This is a genomic window from Thauera sp. 27, assembly GCF_000310125.2.
Taxonomy (GTDB): Bacteria; Pseudomonadota; Gammaproteobacteria; order Burkholderiales; family Rhodocyclaceae; genus Thauera; species Thauera mechernichensis.
This window is the reverse complement of the sequence record NZ_AMXB01000014.1, coordinates 1-16,017: the sequence shown is the minus strand read 5'-3', so window position 1 is coordinate 16,017 and position 16,017 is coordinate 1. Positions and strand designations below refer to the sequence as shown.

At 66.1% G+C, this 16,017-nt stretch carries 13 protein-coding genes; 8 read left to right on the top strand and 5 right to left on the bottom strand.

From position 1 onward, the window contains the following. Nucleotides 1-15: 15 nt before the first annotated feature. Nucleotides 16-1,224: an acetyl-CoA C-acetyltransferase gene (locus tag B447_RS09425; protein ID WP_002939043.1), complete on the bottom strand. Its 1,209-nt coding sequence runs from the start codon at nucleotides 1,222-1,224 to the stop codon at nucleotides 16-18. Between the two features lie 216 nt (nucleotides 1,225-1,440). On the opposite strand from B447_RS09425, the gene B447_RS09420 reads away from it, so the two are divergent. Beyond that, nucleotides 1,441-2,154 carry a TetR/AcrR family transcriptional regulator gene (locus B447_RS09420; protein WP_002939041.1) on the top strand — a complete coding sequence of 238 codons (714 nt, stop codon included), beginning with the start codon at nucleotides 1,441-1,443 and terminating at the stop codon, nucleotides 2,152-2,154. Nucleotides 2,155-2,200: 46 nt separating this feature from the next. Here B447_RS09420 and B447_RS09415 read toward each other — a convergent pair whose 3' ends face one another. Both B447_RS09415 and B447_RS09410 read right to left on the bottom strand, forming a co-directional pair. After that, entirely contained in the window at nucleotides 2,201-3,127 is a 927-nt protein-coding gene (locus tag B447_RS09415) for a TauD/TfdA dioxygenase family protein (RefSeq protein ID WP_002939039.1), read from the bottom strand. Between the two features lie 28 nt (nucleotides 3,128-3,155). Beyond that, nucleotides 3,156-3,926 carry a class II aldolase/adducin family protein gene (locus B447_RS09410; protein WP_002939034.1) on the bottom strand — a complete coding sequence of 257 codons (771 nt, stop codon included), beginning with the start codon at nucleotides 3,924-3,926 and terminating at the stop codon, nucleotides 3,156-3,158. A gap of 325 nt (nucleotides 3,927-4,251) precedes the next feature. On the opposite strand from B447_RS09410, the gene B447_RS09405 reads away from it, so the two are divergent. Both B447_RS09405 and B447_RS09400 read left to right on the top strand, forming a co-directional pair. After that, nucleotides 4,252-5,181 (top strand): NAD(P)-dependent oxidoreductase, encoded by a 930-nt coding sequence (locus tag B447_RS09405; RefSeq protein ID WP_157384657.1) that lies wholly within the window; start codon nucleotides 4,252-4,254, stop codon nucleotides 5,179-5,181. Further along, nucleotides 5,067-6,209 carry an AraC family transcriptional regulator gene (locus B447_RS09400; protein ID WP_232431601.1) on the top strand — a complete coding sequence of 381 codons (1,143 nt, stop codon included), beginning with the start codon at nucleotides 5,067-5,069 and terminating at the stop codon, nucleotides 6,207-6,209. The genes B447_RS09405 and B447_RS09400 overlap by 115 nt, the downstream gene beginning before the upstream one ends. Before the next feature lie 64 nt (nucleotides 6,210-6,273). Here B447_RS09400 and B447_RS09395 read toward each other — a convergent pair whose 3' ends face one another. Continuing rightward, on the bottom strand, nucleotides 6,274-8,700 hold the full coding sequence (locus B447_RS09395) for an efflux RND transporter permease subunit (protein ID WP_002925081.1): 2,427 nt from the start codon (nucleotides 8,698-8,700) through the stop codon (nucleotides 6,274-6,276). Next, nucleotides 8,700-9,716 (bottom strand): WD40/YVTN/BNR-like repeat-containing protein, encoded by a 1,017-nt coding sequence (locus B447_RS09390; RefSeq protein WP_002939029.1) that lies wholly within the window; start codon nucleotides 9,714-9,716, stop codon nucleotides 8,700-8,702. Before B447_RS09390 ends, B447_RS09395 begins: the two co-directional genes overlap by 1 nt. Nucleotides 9,717-10,042: 326 nt before the next feature. Here B447_RS09390 and B447_RS09385 point away from each other — a divergent pair, with 326 nt between their 5' ends. The 5 genes from B447_RS09385 to B447_RS23015 form a co-directional block, all read left to right on the top strand. After that, complete coding sequence (locus tag B447_RS09385) at nucleotides 10,043-11,266, top strand: acyl-CoA dehydrogenase family protein (RefSeq protein WP_002925077.1); 1,224 nt, start codon at nucleotides 10,043-10,045, stop codon at nucleotides 11,264-11,266. Between the two features lie 30 nt (nucleotides 11,267-11,296). After that, nucleotides 11,297-12,340 (top strand): ferredoxin--NADP reductase, encoded by a 1,044-nt coding sequence (locus B447_RS09380; protein ID WP_002939028.1) that lies wholly within the window; start codon nucleotides 11,297-11,299, stop codon nucleotides 12,338-12,340. 204 nt (nucleotides 12,341-12,544) lie between these two features. After that, nucleotides 12,545-14,206, top strand: coding sequence for a DUF1302 domain-containing protein (locus B447_RS09375; protein ID WP_002939026.1), 1,662 nt, complete (start codon nucleotides 12,545-12,547; stop codon nucleotides 14,204-14,206). Nucleotides 14,207-14,225: 19 nt separating this feature from the next. Beyond that, entirely contained in the window at nucleotides 14,226-15,611 is a 1,386-nt protein-coding gene (locus B447_RS09370) for a DUF1329 domain-containing protein (protein ID WP_002939021.1), read from the top strand. Between the two features lie 108 nt (nucleotides 15,612-15,719). Beyond that, on the top strand, nucleotides 15,720-16,017 hold a 298-nt coding region (locus B447_RS23015), incomplete at its 3' end, for an SDR family NAD(P)-dependent oxidoreductase (RefSeq protein WP_332306962.1).

Here is a 16,017-nt window from a genome sequence, read left to right as displayed (position 1 = left end):
GTGGTCCGGTGGCGCTCAGACGAGCTCGATGATGGTGGCCGTGCCCATGCCGGCGGCCTCGCACAGCGTGACCAGGCCGGTGCCGACCTGGCGGCGCTCCATCTCGTCGAGCAGGGTGCCGAGGATCATGGCGCCGGTGGCGCCCAGCGGATGGCCCATGGCAATGGCGCCGCCATTGACGTTGATGCGGTCGTGCGGCACGTTGAGCCGCTCCATCAGGCACAGCACGACCGAGGAGAAGGCTTCGTTCAGCTCCCACAGGCCGATGTCGGAGGCGGTCATGCCGGCCTTCTTCAGTGCCTTCTGCGCGGCATAGCTCGGGGCGTCGAGCATCAGCGTGGGCTCCGAGCCGACGGTGGCGACCGAGCGGATGCGCGCGCGCGGCTTGAGGCCGGCGCGCTTGCCTGCGTCGGCATTGCCCACCAGCACGGCGGCGGCGCCATCGACGATGCCCGAGCTGTTGCCGGCGTGGTGCATGTGGTCGATGGCCTCCAACTGCGGGTACTTGAGCAGCGCGACGCCGTCGAAGCCGTACTGGGTGCCCATCTCGAGGAAGGAGGGTTTGAGCGCGGCGAGCGATTCCAGCGTGGTCTCGGGGCGGATCGCCTCGTCCTTCGCCAGCACCGGCAGGCCGAGCACGTCCTTCACCGCGACCACCGAGCGCTCGAACCAGCCATTGGCCCAGGCCTGCGCTGCGCGGCGCTGGCTTTCCACCGCATAGGCGTCGCACTGTTCGCGGGTGAAGCCGTGCAGGGAGGCGAGCAGGTCGGCGCTGACCCCCTGCATGGTGAAATACATCCTGAAGGCGACCTGCGGGTCGAGCGCCATGGCGCCGCCGTCGCTGCCCATCGGCACGCGCGACATGCTCTCCACGCCACCGCCGATCGCCATGTCCACCTGCCCCGAGCCCACCTTGGCGGCGGCGAAGTTCACCGCCTCCAGGCCCGAGCCGCAGTAGCGGTTGATCTGCATGCCGGGCACGCCATGGTCGAAGCCGGCCACCAGCGCAGCGACGCGGGCGATGTTGCCGCCCTGTTCGCCCACCGGCACCACGCAGCCGAGAAGCACGTCCTCGATCAGCGTACTGTCGAGGCTGTTGCGGTCGCGTACGGCCTGCAGCATCTGCGCGGCCAGTTGCACCGGGGTGATCTCGGCGAGCGCGCCGTCGGCCTTGCCTTTGCCGCGCGGGCTGCGCACATGGTCGTAAATGAAGACGTCGGTCATGACTATCCCTCTGTTTCGGTTCAGGTGTTCGGGGGCTCGGGCCGTGCCCTTGTGCGCTTCCGATCCATCCTTCGGGCGGCGTGCGTGGGCGACGGGCGGACGAGCTGTCGATGCAATCCTATGGCGCGGGACGGCCTTGACTTAAAATCCGAGCAAGAACTCGAACAGTTCGCTTGCTGTGTGTGCAAGTAACTGTTTTAAAAGTGGAATGCTGCGATGCAAAAAACCGAACAAAAGAGGGTGCGGCGTGAAGCGGCGCTCAGGCATGTGCCCGTGCAGGTGCGCGCGAGCTTCACCCTGGAGGCGATCATCGATGCGGCCAGCGAGATCCTGCAGACGCAGGGCGTCGATGCGGTGACGACGCGCAAGGTGGCGGCGCGGGCCGGGGTTTCGGTGGGGGCGGTGTACCAGTACTTCCCCGACAAGGAGGCGATCCTGATGCAGATCAGCGAGCGGATCATGGACGAGGCCTCGATCGACGCCTCGCCGGAGCTGTTCCGTCTCAATCGTCAGTCGCTCGACGAGTTGCTGCAGGCCTTGTTCCAGCGCACCGTGCGCACCGAGATGCGTCTGCTCGGGCTGGGCAAGGACTTCTACCGGCGCTACGCCCGCCAGATGCAGTTCGGCCGTGCACAGGGGCTGGGGCGCGGCGAGGTCAGCTCGGCGCAGCTGGTCGCGAACATGGAACAACTGCTGCGGGTGCATGCCGAGGAGGTCGGCGAGGCGGATGGCGAGCTGGCGGCGTTCATGCTGGTGCGGGGCATGCGCATGCTGCTGGCGACCCTGGTCGAGGAGCGCCCCGAGCTGCTGGAGTCGCCATCGCTGGTGCCGATGCTGGTGCGCATCTCGCGTGCGATGACCGATGCCCGGCTGGAGGAGGGCGAAAAGGAGGCGTCGGGGCAAGACGGCGAGGTGGCCGCCCGCCCCTGATGGTCGTTAGCGCGCGCCAGACGGTGTCGAGCGCGCTGGAGCAGGATCACGCTGCCGTGAGCGCACGCCCCAGCGGGTGCTTGCCCTCGATCGTGGTGCGGTTGATCACGCGGCGCACGCCGGGTTTGGTGCCCGTCGCACAGTGCATCGCCCGCCAGTTGTCCCAGAGCACCATGTCTCCCTGACGCCACTGGTGGTAGTAGAGGAACTCCGGCTTCTTCGTGTGCGCCACCAGCCGTTCCAGCAGTTCGATGGACTCGTCGTTCGAGATGCCGAAGCGCTGTGGCGTGATGACGCGATCCAGGAACTGCTCGACGATGTTCAGGACCTTGCGGCCGCTCACTGGATGGGTGAGCACCGCGGGGTACACCGCGTCCGGGAAGTCGGGGAACTTCATGTCCGACGGCTTCCTTGGGCTGAACGGCCCCGGCTCGTAGCCCTCGAGGTCCACGAAGCGCATATGGCGGCGCTGCATGCTGAAGCTGTAGGCGACCTCGAGCTTGGCGAGCAGGGCCTTCGTGTCGTCGTCCAGTGCATCGTAGGCCTTGGCGAGATCGCCGAATCCAGTCAGCCCGTCTTCCTTGGCGACCTCGACGGCGGTGAGCACGGCGCCGTGATTGGGACAGCCGGTGTAGTGGAGGTCGATATGCCAGTCGAGGCGGCCGACGATCGTCTCACCCTTGTAGCTCGCGGTGACGTACTTGTCCTTGTCGCTGTTGTTGATGAGCTCGAACAGTTCGGGGTGCTTCTCCGAACGCGTCGCCTTGAGCGGATGCAGCGCCAGCGTGCCGAAGATTCGGCTGAAACGGATCTGGCTGTCGGGCGTGATGTCCTGGCCGCGGAACAGCAGGATGCCGTGTTCGTACCACAGCGATTTGAGCTCTTCCTGGAGCTCGGGGCTGAAAGGTTCATTGATGTCGAAGCCGGAAACTTCGACGCCAACGTTTTCGAGGGGTCTTGTGATCAGTGCCATGGGCTTGCCTGTGCGGATTCGTGGGCTGTCATTCCAGAATGGACGGGTCGGCGCGGAGCTCGCGGCGCGCCATGGCTTCCCAGCAGAACGGAAAACCGTTTGCATCGGTGATGCTCAGGCGTTCGACGACTTCGTCCGGCAAGGCGGGGGCACCGCCGGCCAGCTTCACCTCGTAGGCGCGCTTGCAGCGCCACTCGAGCGTGATCACCCTCAGATGCGCCTGCCTCAGATCCTTGCCCACCACCAGAGCGCCGTGGTTCGCGAGCAGCGCCCACTTCGCGTTGCCCAGTGCCATGGCGGCCGATCGGCTCAGGTCGGTCTTCTCGAAGGTGCCCGCATATTCGTTGTACAGCGGCAGATCCACGCCGCAGTAGGCGCCAGCCTGGTCATGCACAGGGGGGACCTGCTGCAGGTTCGCCCATATTCCGCTCCAGTGAGCATGGTTGTGGATGACGACGTTGATCTCGGGACGGAGCTTGTGGAGCTGCAGGTGCAGGCCGATGGCCGGCGTCGTGTTCCACTGGCTGTCGAGGACCTTGCCGTCCTCGTCGATCGTCACGATGTCGCTGGCGCGCAGCTCGTCCCAGGCGAGCTCCCAAGGATTCGTGAGCACGGAGCCGTCGGGCTGGCGCACGGTGATGTGCCCGGCGATATGTTCGTTCCAGCCCTCGCGGCTGAGCATGCGGCACATCAGCGCAACCTGCGCCTTCGGGCTCAATGGCGGCAGCAGTGGGCGCTCGCCCGGGTTGACTGCGAATTTTTCGAATAACTGGCGGTTCACACCATCGGTTTTCAGCATTCGGACTCTCCTTGTGGGGCTGTTTGGCCTCACTCAATGTTAAGGAGACAGTGTCCGGTTGCTTTGGCCGATGCGGACGAAAAGCTGTCCGAAACGGCCATGATGGGCCTGCGTGGCTATACTTTCGCCACACCGTGAATGGCGGCGGACATCCACATCGGATGATTCGGCCGATACGCGCAGGCAGTGGCGTGGGTGGCGTTGATGCAGGCAGTCCTTGGCCTGATCGGACAGGGATTGGCCTGTCGTGTTCTGTTGTCCGCATGGGACTGGCCACATCATGCGTGTTCCCGTGGCCAAGGCGGCCACTCACGAGTTGATGATCATGCGATTAGCCTTGAATTTCGATGCGCCGGGGATCGTCCAGCTGCTGCGGGAGAATGCGCCCGAGCTGGAGATCGTTCATTCCAGCGCGCCGAGTGCGGTGCTGCAGGACGTCGAGGTTCTGCTGACCCCGGCCGCAGGCGCCTCGAACCTGTCCGAGTTGCTCGCGGCATGCACCCGCCTCAAATGGATCCACGTGCTGGGCACGGGCGTAGACGATTTTCCGCTCGAGCTCGTGGGCGATCAGCGCGTCACATGTTCGCGCGGGGCGACGGCTTCACCCATCGCCGAGTGGGTGATGGCCATGATCCTGTGCTTTGAAAAGAAGTTGCCGGACAGCTGGATCGTCGAGCCGCCGCAGAGCTGGTACGTGGCGAACCTGGGCGGTCTGGAGGGCAAGACGCTGGGGCTGCTCGGATTCGGCGCCATCGGACAGGCCGTTGCGCGTCGCGCGCTGGCCTTCGACATGCGCGTCCTCGCCAAGGTGCGCCAGCATCGGGAGAGCCCGGTGGAGGGGGTGGAGTTTGTGGAGAGCCTCGAACAGCTCCTTCCACAAGTCGATCACCTGGTGCTCGCCTTGCCTGCCACGGCAGAAAACCGAGGCCTGATCGGCGCTGCCCAACTGCAGCAGACCAAACCAGGCATCCATTTGATCAACGTGGCGAGAGCCGCCTTGCTTGACCAGGCCTCGCTGCTGCCTTTCCTGGATAGCGGGCATGTTGCCGCCGCATCGCTCGACGTGGTCGAACCCGAGCCGTTACCTGCCGGCCATTGGCTGTACGGACACCCGCGAGTGCGCCTGAGTCCGCATATCTCGTGGAGTTCGGTCGGCATCGTGAGCAGGATGCTGGGGGTCTTTCTGAAGAACGTCAGGGCCTATCGGGTGGGTGCGCCGCTCGAAGGTCTCGTGAATCGCAGCGCAGGGTACTAGCGCGTTTCACCCCGGAGGCCGTCGTGATATCGATGAGTTACTTGGCGTGGGTTTGCGAGTTCATGAAGTCCTATGAGGTGGACAGGCGGCGACTTCTGCTCGGAACAGGTCTTGAGGACAGCGACCCCTGTGATCTCGCCGGCGAGATGACCGAGGCGCAGCACCTGCTGCTCATTCGCAATGCCATGCAGCTCAGCGGCGACCCGAGCCTGGGGTTGGCGATGGGTTTCAATCGTCACATCTCCACCTTGCAGAGCTACGGGTTTGCAATCATGTGTTGCGAGACCTATGGCGAGGCAATACGGGTGGGCTGTGAATATCAAGGCACGCTAGGCCGCTTCAGCGGGCGCTTTCTCCAGCTGTCGATGCATCAGGAGGGGAGCGAAGCGGTCATGGACATCGAGACTCGACCAGGTCTGGGCGAAATGACGACCTTTGCCGTTGAAGAGATGCTGGGCAGCATCGTGGCGAGCACCCGCTGGGTGACCGGCAAGACGCTCCCGCTGCGCGAGATCCGGTGTGCATATCCACCGCCGCCTCATCAGGCTGCCTACGCAAGGTATTTCTCCTGTCCGATTCTATTCGGTGCTCTGCGTACGCAGGTGCGCTTCGATGCTGCCTTCCTGCATACGCGCCTGCCCATGGCGAATGCGAGTGCGGCGCGTGTTCACCTGGAGCACTGCAAGCGGCGGGCAGATGACGTCGATAGCATTCAGGATGAACTGCTGGCCAGGGTTCGCACACAGATCGTAGGCGCTGTTGCGACAGGGCTTGGCCTGGAGGCGTGTGCGAGCAGCCTGGCAATCAGCCCCAGGACCTTGCGGCGCAAGCTGCAGCAGCGCGGGCTTACGTACCAGGCGCTGGTCAATGACGTTCGCCTTGGGCTCGCATGCAGCTATCTGGAGAAGACCGATCTCCCTGTGGAGGTGATCGCGGAGCGCGTAGGCTTCAAGGAGCCGACCAGCTTCTCGCGCGCGTTCAAGCGAAGCTTTGGTTGTTCGCCGCGGAGCTTCAGGCAGAACAGATAGCAGAAAGGGCGCAGGGGTGGCACAAGGGAGCGCTCCCTTGTGCCACCCCTGCGCTTGGGCGCTGTCAGCTTGCCTGCGGCGCGCTGCGCGGCCCCAGGGCCTGGCTGCCGCCGGCCGCGTCGGTCTTGCCGCGGCGGCCGATGTCGAGCCAGCATGCCAGCGCGGGCAGCAGGAACATCGCGCCCAGCGCGTTGACCAGGAACATGAAGGCGAGCAGCACGCCCATGTCGGCCTGGAACTTGAGCGCCGAGAACATCCAGGTACCCACGCCCACCGACATCGTCAGCGCCACGAAGATGGCCGCGGTGCCGCGTTGGCGCATGGCTTCGTAGAAGGCGTCGCGCAGCGTGGGGGCGCCGTTGTCGAGTTCGTACTTGAGGCGCTCGTAGATGTAGATGCCGTAGTCCACCCCGGCGCCCACGCCCAGCGTGATCACCGGCAGCGTCGCCACCTTGAGGCCGATGCCGAGGGTCGCCATCAGCGCGTTGCACAGGATGCTCACCAGCAGCAGCGGCACGATGATGCACAGCACCGCGCGGATCGAGCGGAAGGTGAGCAGACAGATCAGGATGATGGCGCCGTAGATCGAGGCCAGCATCTGCACCTGGGCGCGGTCGACCGCCTCGTTGGTGGCAACAGCCACGCCGGCATTGCCCCCGGCGAGGCGGAAGCGCAGGTTGGGCGTGCTGTCCTCGGCGATGAAGCGGAGCACCTCGTCGGTGACGGTGCGCAGCGTCACGGCTTCATGGTCGGTCAGGTAAACCACCAGATGGATGGTCTGGCAACCGGCCGTGTTGAGGCCTTGCTCGGGGCTGGCGGCACGGGCGCCGGTGCGCAGCGCCGCTTCCGAGCGCTGCAGTGCGGCCCAGCGCGGGTTGGCCTCGTTGTTGCCGGAGGCAAAGATCTTGGCGCGGCGGGCAACCGTTTCCACCGACTGCACGCCCTCGACGCCGCGCATGCGCAGGTCGAAGCGCTCGACGGCATTCATGACCTCCCAGTTGAGGCAGGCCTCTTCGAAGCCTTCGGTTTCGACGAACACCGACAGTACATCCATGCCGATGGAGTAGCTCGAGAGGATCTGCGCGTTGTCCAGGTTGTAGCGCGAGTCCTCATGGAGCTCGGGCACGCCGGCGCCGATATCGCCGGTCTGCACCTGGCGAGCCAGGTGCGTGCCGCCCGCCAGCAGCACCAGCATCACCGCAAAGCTGGCCAGTGCGGGGCGCGGCTGGGCCAGTGCCGACAGCGTCCACCAGAACTTGTGGCGGCTGTGGTCGCTGTGGGTATCGGCGATCGGGTGCGCCAGCGCGAAGCGTTCGAGCTTGAGGTGGGAGAGGACGATGGGCAGGAAGATCAGGTTGGTCAGCAGCATCAGGACCACGCCCAGGCAGGCGGTAACCCCGAGCTCGTGCAGGATGGGGATGTCGATCAGCATCATCACCATGAAGCCGAGCGCGGTGGTGACCAGCGCCATCGAGCCGGGAATCACCAGCTTGCGGAAAGCGTGTTCCGCCGCCTCGGACGAGTTGTGCCCCTTGAGCAGTTCCTGCTCCCAGCCGTTGGTCATCTGGATGGCGTGCGAGACCGCGATCGAGAAGATCAGGAAGGGCACCAGCACCGACATCGGGTCGATGCCGTAGCCCAGCGGCGGCAGCAGGCCGAGCAGCCACACCACCGGCATCAGCGCGATCACCAGCACGGTCACGACGAGCTTGGCCGAGCGCGAGTAGGCGCCGAGCAGGAAGGCGGTGATCAGGAAGGCGATGCCGAAGAAGGCGAGCACGGTGAACAGGCCGTCCATGACGTCGCCGATGACCTTGGCGAAGCCGACGATGTTGAGCTCGATGTCGGGGTTGGCGCTCTCGAAGCGGGCGCGGATCGCCTCCAGCTTGGCGGCGACGTCGGCGTAGTCGAGGCGCTCGCCGGTCTCGGGGCTGAACTCGAGCAGGTCGGCGCGGACCAGCGCGGCGCGCAGGTCGTTGGCGACCAGGCGGCCGATCTCGCCGGACTTGGCGACGTTGTTGCGCACCTGGGCGAGGCTGGCCGCGTCGGCTTCGAAGCGGGCGGGGATGACCACGTCGCCGGTGAAGCCTTCCTCGGTGACCTCGATGTAGCGCACGTTGGGCGTAAACAGCGAGCGCACGCTGGCGCGGTTGACGCCCGGCGTGAAGAAGACCTCGTCGGTCACCTCGCGCAGGGTCTTCATGAACTCGGCGTTGTAGATGTCGCCCTCGCCCTTCCAGCGCACGCTGACCATGATGCGGTTGGCGCCGGAGAAGGTGTCCGAATACTGCAGGAAGGCGGACATGAACTCGTGCTTGTGCGGGATCAGCTTGTTGAAGCCGGGGTCCAGACGCAGGTTGGTCGCCGAATAGGCCAGCGCCAGGGTGAGGCCGATGAAGAGTAGCCCCAGCGCCTTGCGCCAGCGGATGATCATGAGGGCGGCGACGTCGATCATCCCGTCGAGTCGGCTGCGGGTTGCGGTGTCGCTCATCAGGATTCTCCGCTTTCGGTCTTGCTGAGGTTGAGGTTGGAGCCGGGCGCCGGGGTCGAGGCGGTGAGCTGGCGGATCTCCAGGCCTTCGTCGCTGGTCATGACGGCCTGGCCGTCGGGCAGCAATGCGATGTCGGTGAGGTTGCCCTGCGGGATACGGTAGTTGACGCTGAAATTGCGCCCCTGGTCGGTGCTGGCCAGCACCAGACCGCCCTGGCCGACCAGCAGCAGGGTGCCATCGGCGGTAAGCGCATGGCTGTAGACCGAGATCGGTGCGGGCAGCCGGGCTTCCTGCCAGGTTGCGCCGTCGTCCTCGCTGTGGAAGACGTGGCCGCGCATGCCGTAGCTCACCCAGGTGCTGCCGCCCAGGTGCAGGGCGCCGTAGAGCGAGCCGTTGTAGAAGGGCTCGACGACCTCCCAGCTCCGTGCGCCGTCGAGCGAGCGCAGCAGGGTGCCGGCCTCGCCCACGATCAGCCATTTGCCTGCGTCTGCGGAGGAGACGATGGTGTTGAGATGCCAGTCGGTGAGGCCGTCGATGACTTCCTCTGCCCAGCTGTCGCCGCCGTCGGTCGAGCGCAGCACGCGGCCGAAGGCGCCAACCACCAGCCAGTCTCCGGAAGGCAGGCGGGCGGCGTTCATCAGCGGCTCACCATTGCTGGCGTCGAAGTTGACTTCGGTCCAGGTCCGGCCGCCGTCGCGGGTGCGCAGGATCCAGCCCTCGTGGCCGAGCGCGAGGCCTTCGTCCGCGCTGGCAAAGCTCAGGCGCGTGATCAGGGCCTGGCGGTTGACCGAGCGCTGGGCCGGCTGCCAGCTCTGCCCTTGATCGGTGGACAGCAGGATGTGGCCGAGCTCGCCGGCGACGACGAGGCCCGCCGAGGTCTGCTGGACACTGGTGAGCTGCATGTTGCCGACCGGTGTTGCGATGGCGGGCGGGGTGACGGCGGTGCGTGGCGAGAATGCATGGAAGCCCGCGGCGGCGACGATCAGGACCATGGCGAAGCCAACGGGTGCTCGCATGTAGGTGTCTCCTCTTCGATTCAGGGTGCGTCACCCGTAGTGGATGGCGCAGTGTGGGCAATGTTCGGCCCGCCCGGGTGCGGGGGCATCGTCCAAAAGGGTTATCGCGGAATACTGCGGGTGCAGCGCCTGGCGCCGCTTCGGCCTATCGCGGCGCAACATGGCGGAAACCCGCTTGCGGCGCGGCCTTGGTCTTTGCGCTCAGTCATTTACGTTAGTCCGTCCGGACGATGATGGGGCTTGCCGGCTATGGAAAATTCCGTCCATCGCAACACGTGACGCACCTTGAACCACCAGCCTGGTGGTCGATCTCGGAGGATACGAAGATGGGCGCAGTTGGCAAGGATCACATTCTCGGCATTCTGGCCGAAGACTACATGACGCCGGAAGCGGTCGAGCTGGTGGAGCGTGCGCGCGCCATGGCGCCGCGGCTGGCCGAGCGCGCCCGTGCCGCCGAGGCGGAGGGCATGGTGCCGGTCGAGACCGTGCAGGAGATGAAGGAGGCGGGCCTCTTCCGCGTCCTGCAGCCGCGGCGCTTCGGCGGCTACGAGCTCGACCCGCGGGTGTTCTACCGCGTGCAGATGGCGCTCGCCGAGGGCTGCATGTCCACCGCCTGGATCTACGGCGTGATCGGCGTGCATAACTGGCAGCTGCCGCTCTTCCCCGAGCAGGCGCAGCAGGACGTGTGGGCGAAGGACACCGGCGTGCTGATCGCGTCGACCTACATGCCCACCGGCAAGGCCGAGGCGGTCGACGGTGGCTACCGTTTCTCGGGACGCTGGGGCTTTTCGAGCGGCGTGGAGCACTGCGAATGGATCTTCCTCGGCGGCCTGCTGCCGAAGAAGGACGGTTCCGGCGCGCTGGAGCACGCTACCTTCCTGCTGCCGAAGGCCGATTTCCGCGTCGAGAAGAACTGGGACGTACTCGGTCTGCGCGCGACCGGCAGTCACGACATCGTGGTCGATGGCTGCTTCGTGCCCGAGCACCGCACGCACCGCACCAACGACCATAGCGACGCCGGCTGCCCCGGGCGTCAGACCAACCCTGGCTGGATCTACAAGATCCCCTTCACCCAGGTCTTCCAGCGTGCGGTGTCGTCGGCCTGCATCGGCGCGCTCGACGGTGCGATCGCGAGTTTCCGCGAGCGGGCTGCGGCTCACGTGGGCAAGCACGGCGCGAAGACCGCCGAGGACGTCAATGCCCAGCAGGCGGTGTCGGAGGCGATGATGACCACCGATCAGCTCAAGCTGGTGCTGTTCCGCAACTACGCGCGCATCGTCGAATGCGCCAAGACCGGCGAGCGCATGCCGGTGGAGGAGCGCCTGATGCAGCGCGCCCAGGCCTCGCAGGTGCCCAAGCAGTGCGCCGCGGCGGCCAGCGAGCTGATGCGTGCGTGTGCGGCCTCCGGGACCTACAAGAGCAACCCGATCGAGCGCGTGTTCCGCGACATCCACCAGGCGCGCGGCCACATCGCCAACAACACCGACACCTATGCGCGTGCGCACGGTGCGGTGATGCTGGGTCTGCCCAACGCCGACCCCTACATCTGACGGTCCGCCGCGCACGGAAAAGGACGCAAGATGACAGCCCAGCGCTACCACCCCCTCAAGGTCCAGGTGGTTGTCGAGGAGACGCACGACGCGAAGTCGATCGTCTTCGCGGTGCCGCCCGAGCTGGCCGAGACCTTCAGGTACCGGCCCGGCCAGTTCCTGACCTTGCGCCTGCCGGTGCTGGGCCGTCATCTGCCGCGTTGCTACTCGATGTCGAGCGCGCCCACGCTGGACGAGACCTTGCGCGTGACGGTCAAGCGCGTGCACGGCGGGCGCGGCTCGAACTGGGTGTGCGATCGCGTGCGACCGGGCGACACGCTCGAGGTGATGGCGCCGGCCGGCGTGTTCACGCCGGCCTCCCTGCAGGGCGATTTCCTGCTCTGCGCCGGCGGTAGCGGCATCACGCCGGTGTTCTCCATCCTGCGCTCGGCGCTGGCGCACGGCCAGGGCCGCATCGGCCTGCTCTATGCCAACCGCGACGAGCGCTCGGTGATCTTCCGCGAAGAACTCAACGCGCTTGCCGCCGCGCACCCGGCGCGGCTGCAGGTCGTGCACTGGCTCGATTCGGTGCAGGGCGTGCCGTCGGTGGCGCAGCTGGCCGAGCTGGCGCGGCCGTGGTCCCAGGGCGAGGCCTTCATCTGCGGCCCGGGCCTGTTCATGGACGCCATGGTGTCGGCGCTCGACAAGGCCGGCATGGCGGCCGAGCGCGTGCACGTCGAGCGCTTCGTGTCGCTGCCCGACGAAGAGGATGTCGCCGCCATCAATGCGGCGGCACCCGCACCGGCCGCGGCGGTCGAGCGCGCAACGGTCGAGCTCGAGCTCGATGGCGAGGTGCATGTGCTGGACGTGGCCGGCACCGAGACCCTGCTCGACGCCGCGCTCAAGGCCGGCATCAACGCGCCGCATTCCTGCCAGGCCGGCATGTGTGCATCGTGCATGTGCCAGGTGGTCGAGGGCGAGGTGCACCTGCGCCACAACGAGGTGCTCGATGCCAAGGATCTCGCCAAGCGCTGGACCCTGAGCTGCCAGGCGCTGCCCACCACCGAGCGACTGCGCGTGCGATTCCCGGGCTGAATCAGCAGCGTCGCCCGCTGCACGCCGCCCCGGCTTACCCGATTCAACGGCTTCCGGGCCGGACGGTCGCCGTCTCCATCGGCTCGCTAGTCCGAATGGGTGATGCCTCGGGCATGACCCGCGGGCAGCCTTTGGCCTGCCCGGCGCGCTGCGTCGCGGCTTGCCTATCCACACGAAATAAAACTCGAAGAAAGGAGCAAGGGTATGAGACTTTCGGCACCTGCCCGCAAGGGTGCAGGGTCGCTGCGTGGCTTGGCGTTTCGGACGCTGCCGCTCGCGATCGCCTTCATCGGCAGCGGCGCCCATGCGGCGCAGACCATCTATCTGGGCGACGAGACCACGCTCGATTCGTCGCTGACGCTGTCCTACACGGCTTCAGCGCGAACCTCGCGTCCGGCCGCGGAGTACCTGAACGATCTCAACAGCGACGACGCCACGCGCAACTTCAAGCGTGGTGCGCTGGTGAACAACCGTGCCAGCGCCCTGGGCGAACTCCGCCTCAGGCATGACAACGTCGGCGCCATGTTGCGTGGCAACATCTTCTACGATGGCGTCTACCGCAGCAGCAACGACAATGACTCGCCGGACACGGTCAACAAGATCGGCCCTGCCAACCAGTTCGTGCGCAAGACGCGCGAACGCAGCGGCCAGGACGCGCAGCTGCTCGATGCCTTTGTTTACGGCAACTGGGTGGTCGGCAACGACCAGTACCTGTCGGTCAAGCTCGGCCGCCACGTCGTGGCCTGGGGCGAGAGCCTGTTCTGGCCCAACATCAGCCAGGGCCAGCTGCCGGTCGATGCGACCAAGTTCAACGTGCCGGGCACGGAGGCCAAGGAGTCCTACCTGCCGGTCGGCCAGCTGTCGGCGAGCCTGACGCTGACCGATGCGCTCAGCCTGACCGGCTATTACCAGTACAAGTGGGAAGAGACCCGCCTCAACCCGGTCGGGGATTTCTTCGGCAGTGATGTCTTCGGGCCTGGGGCGGAGTTCCTGCGCCTTGCGCCAGGTGTGATCTCGAGCCTGCCCGACAACAGCTTTGCGGTGGCGAATTTCGCCGGCGAGATCAAGCCCAAGGATTCCGGACAGTGGGGCGTGGGCCTGCGTTACCAGCTCAGCGATGCGCTCGAGGTGGGGGTGTTCCACTACCGCTACCACGACCGCATTGGCGCGATGCTGTTCGACTTCACCGGCGATACGCAGTACTCGTCGTTCTCGCGTTTCGGTCGCGAGGCTTCGCCGGGCAGCACGCCCTACTACAAGCTGGCCTATTTCGACGACATCAGGCTGACCGGCATCAGCGTCAGCAGCAAGATCGGCGACTCGGTCCAGTTCGGTGGCGACCTGAGCTACCGCGACGGCGCACCGGTCTATCTGGAGAACGGCTCGCCCGCACGCGGCAGCTACCTGCAGGGCAACGCCAACGCGATCTACATCCTCGGGCCGAGCAAGCTCGCGCACCAGACCACGCTGATGGGCGAGATCGTGCATCAGCGCATCACCGGCGTCGATGCACTGACCATCAGCATGGGGGGCGTCGCGGTCGATACCTCGTCGAAGTACGTCTACGACGGCCAGACCCGCGGTTCGACCCTGGTCGGCCTGGGCGCCATCTTCGACTACCCGAGCATCTTCAGCGGCTGGGACCTGAGCACGCGCGCGATCTGGACGCAGAACGTGCAAGGCAGCGCCTATTCGGGCATGGGGCGTGACGAGAAGCGCCTGACCCTGGGTGCGGACTTCAAGTACCTCGGCAACCTCGCGCTCGGCATCACCTGGGTGAACTACCTCGGCTCGCCCAGCGTGAAGCAGCAGCGCACGATGGCCGACCGCGACTACGTGTCCTTCAACGCGAAGTACACCTTCTGAACATCAGAGGCTCACGACAATGAACGTAACGATCAAGGGACTCCTCTTTACCGTCGCTGCGACCGCGCTGCTGCAGGCGCCCGAGCTTCAGGCGCGCGCCACGGCGGAGGAAATCGCCCGCCTTGGCAAGGACCTGACCTGCGTCGGCGCCGAGCGTGCGGGGAATGCCGACGGCAGCATCCCCGAGTGGAGCGGAAAGTGGCTGGGTGTGCCGCCGCATGTGGATTTCAAGGGCACGGGCAGCCATCCGATCGACCCCTATGCGGACGACAAGCCGCTCTTCGTCATCACCGCGGAGAACATGGCGCAGTACGCCGACCGCCTGTCGGACGGCCAGAAGGCGCTGTTCCAGAAATACCCGCAGACCTTCCGCATGCCGGTGTACCAGAGCCGGCGCGACTTCCGCTTCCCGGACGCTGTGTGCGACGTCACGCGCGAGAACGCCGCCAACGCGGAACTGGTGGATGGCGGGGAGGGCGTGATCGCGACCACCGGCGGCATCCTGTTCCCCTTCCCCAAGACGGGGCTCGAGCTGCTGTGGACCTCGTCGATCTTCACCTATCGGCCCTTTACCGAAGAGCTGATCTCCGACAACGCCTACGTGCTCGCCGACGGCAAGGTTAACTGGGGGCGGGTGAAGTCGCGCAACCTTGCGCCGCACCTGGAGCCGGGCAAGCGCACCAGCACCGCCGAGGGCCGGCAATCGTCCTACTACATGAACGAGACCCTGCTGCCCGAGCGCGACAAGGGCGAGATCAACACCGGCATGGAGTTCTGGAACCACAAGGCCGCGCCGCGCCAGAGCTGGCGCTACGACCCGGGCACCCGCCGTGTCCGCCAGTCGCCCGGCTATGGCTTCGACATGTCCTTCCCGGGCACGGGTGGCTCGATCACGGTGGATGAGGTGCGCCTCTTCAACGGCACGCCCGAGCGCTACGACTGGAAGATCGTCGGCAAGCGCGAGCTCTATATTCCCTACAACACCTACCGGCTGCATTCGCCGGATGTGAAGTACGCGGATTTGCTCAAGCCCGGCCACATCAACCCCGACTACATGCGCTACGAGCTGCATCGCGTGTGGGTGCTGGAGGGGACGCTCAAGGAAGGCTATCGCCACCTCTACGGCAAGCGCGTCATGTATGTCGACGAGGACAGCTGGCTGATGAAAATGGCCGAGAACTACGACGCCCGCGGCGGGCTGTGGCGTACTTCGATGATGAACTACTTCTACGCCTATGAAGCCAACACCTGGCAGGCAGGCGTGGGCCTGTACCACGATCTGCAGACCGGGACCTACCTGGCGTTCAACCTCGTCAACGAGCAGCGCAGCGGCTACACGCTGAACACCGGCAAGCTCAGCGAGCGCGATTTCGGGCCGGAGGCCGCGCGGCGCGCAGGTCTCTGATCACGCGGGTGCAGCAGTGAGGGGCGGCGGGCGTTTTGCTCGCCGCCCCTCGTTCGTCAACGCAAGCCTCCGGCCTCTCTCGTCCATTGTCGCTAGTCTCATCGGACGATGGCGCGGCGGGGGGCTTTTCCTACCCTTGGGCAAGAGGTGGACGAAACGCGAGCCCGCCGATCGTCCGCAAGGGTCAAGCAGGTGCGCCGCAGCCGACGTGCGGCATCAGTGAGGAGAGATGACATGGCAGCTCGTATGCAGGGCAAGGTGGCGTTCGTGACCGGCGGCGGCAGCGGGATTGGCGCGGCGACGGCGTCGAGGCTTGCGCAGGAGGGCGCGACGGTGGTGGTGTGCGGCCGCCGCCGCGAGCCACTGGACGAGGTCGTGGCGGGGATCGTCGCAGCCGGCGGCAAGG

Bases quoted from the DNA above. Each gene is read 5' to 3' on its own strand.
- B447_RS09425 (WP_002939043.1), bottom strand. From the start codon at position 1,224: ATGACCGACGTCTTCATTTACGACCATGTGCGCAGCCCGCGCGGCAAA.
- B447_RS09420 (WP_002939041.1), top strand. From the start codon at position 1,441: ATGCAAAAAACCGAACAAAAGAGGGTGCGGCGTGAAGCGGCGCTCAGG.
- B447_RS09415 (WP_002939039.1), bottom strand. From the start codon at position 3,127: ATGGCACTGATCACAAGACCCCTCGAAAACGTTGGCGTCGAAGTTTCC.
- B447_RS09410 (WP_002939034.1), bottom strand. From the start codon at position 3,926: ATGCTGAAAACCGATGGTGTGAACCGCCAGTTATTCGAAAAATTCGCA.
- B447_RS09405 (WP_157384657.1), top strand. From the start codon at position 4,252: ATGCGATTAGCCTTGAATTTCGATGCGCCGGGGATCGTCCAGCTGCTG.
- B447_RS09395 (WP_002925081.1), bottom strand. From the start codon at position 8,700: ATGAGCGACACCGCAACCCGCAGCCGACTCGACGGGATGATCGACGTC.
- B447_RS09390 (WP_002939029.1), bottom strand. From the start codon at position 9,716: ATGCGAGCACCCGTTGGCTTCGCCATGGTCCTGATCGTCGCCGCCGCG.
- B447_RS09385 (WP_002925077.1), top strand. From the start codon at position 10,043: ATGGGCGCAGTTGGCAAGGATCACATTCTCGGCATTCTGGCCGAAGAC.
- B447_RS09380 (WP_002939028.1), top strand. From the start codon at position 11,297: ATGACAGCCCAGCGCTACCACCCCCTCAAGGTCCAGGTGGTTGTCGAG.
- B447_RS09375 (WP_002939026.1), top strand. From the start codon at position 12,545: ATGAGACTTTCGGCACCTGCCCGCAAGGGTGCAGGGTCGCTGCGTGGC.
- B447_RS09370 (WP_002939021.1), top strand. From the start codon at position 14,226: ATGAACGTAACGATCAAGGGACTCCTCTTTACCGTCGCTGCGACCGCG.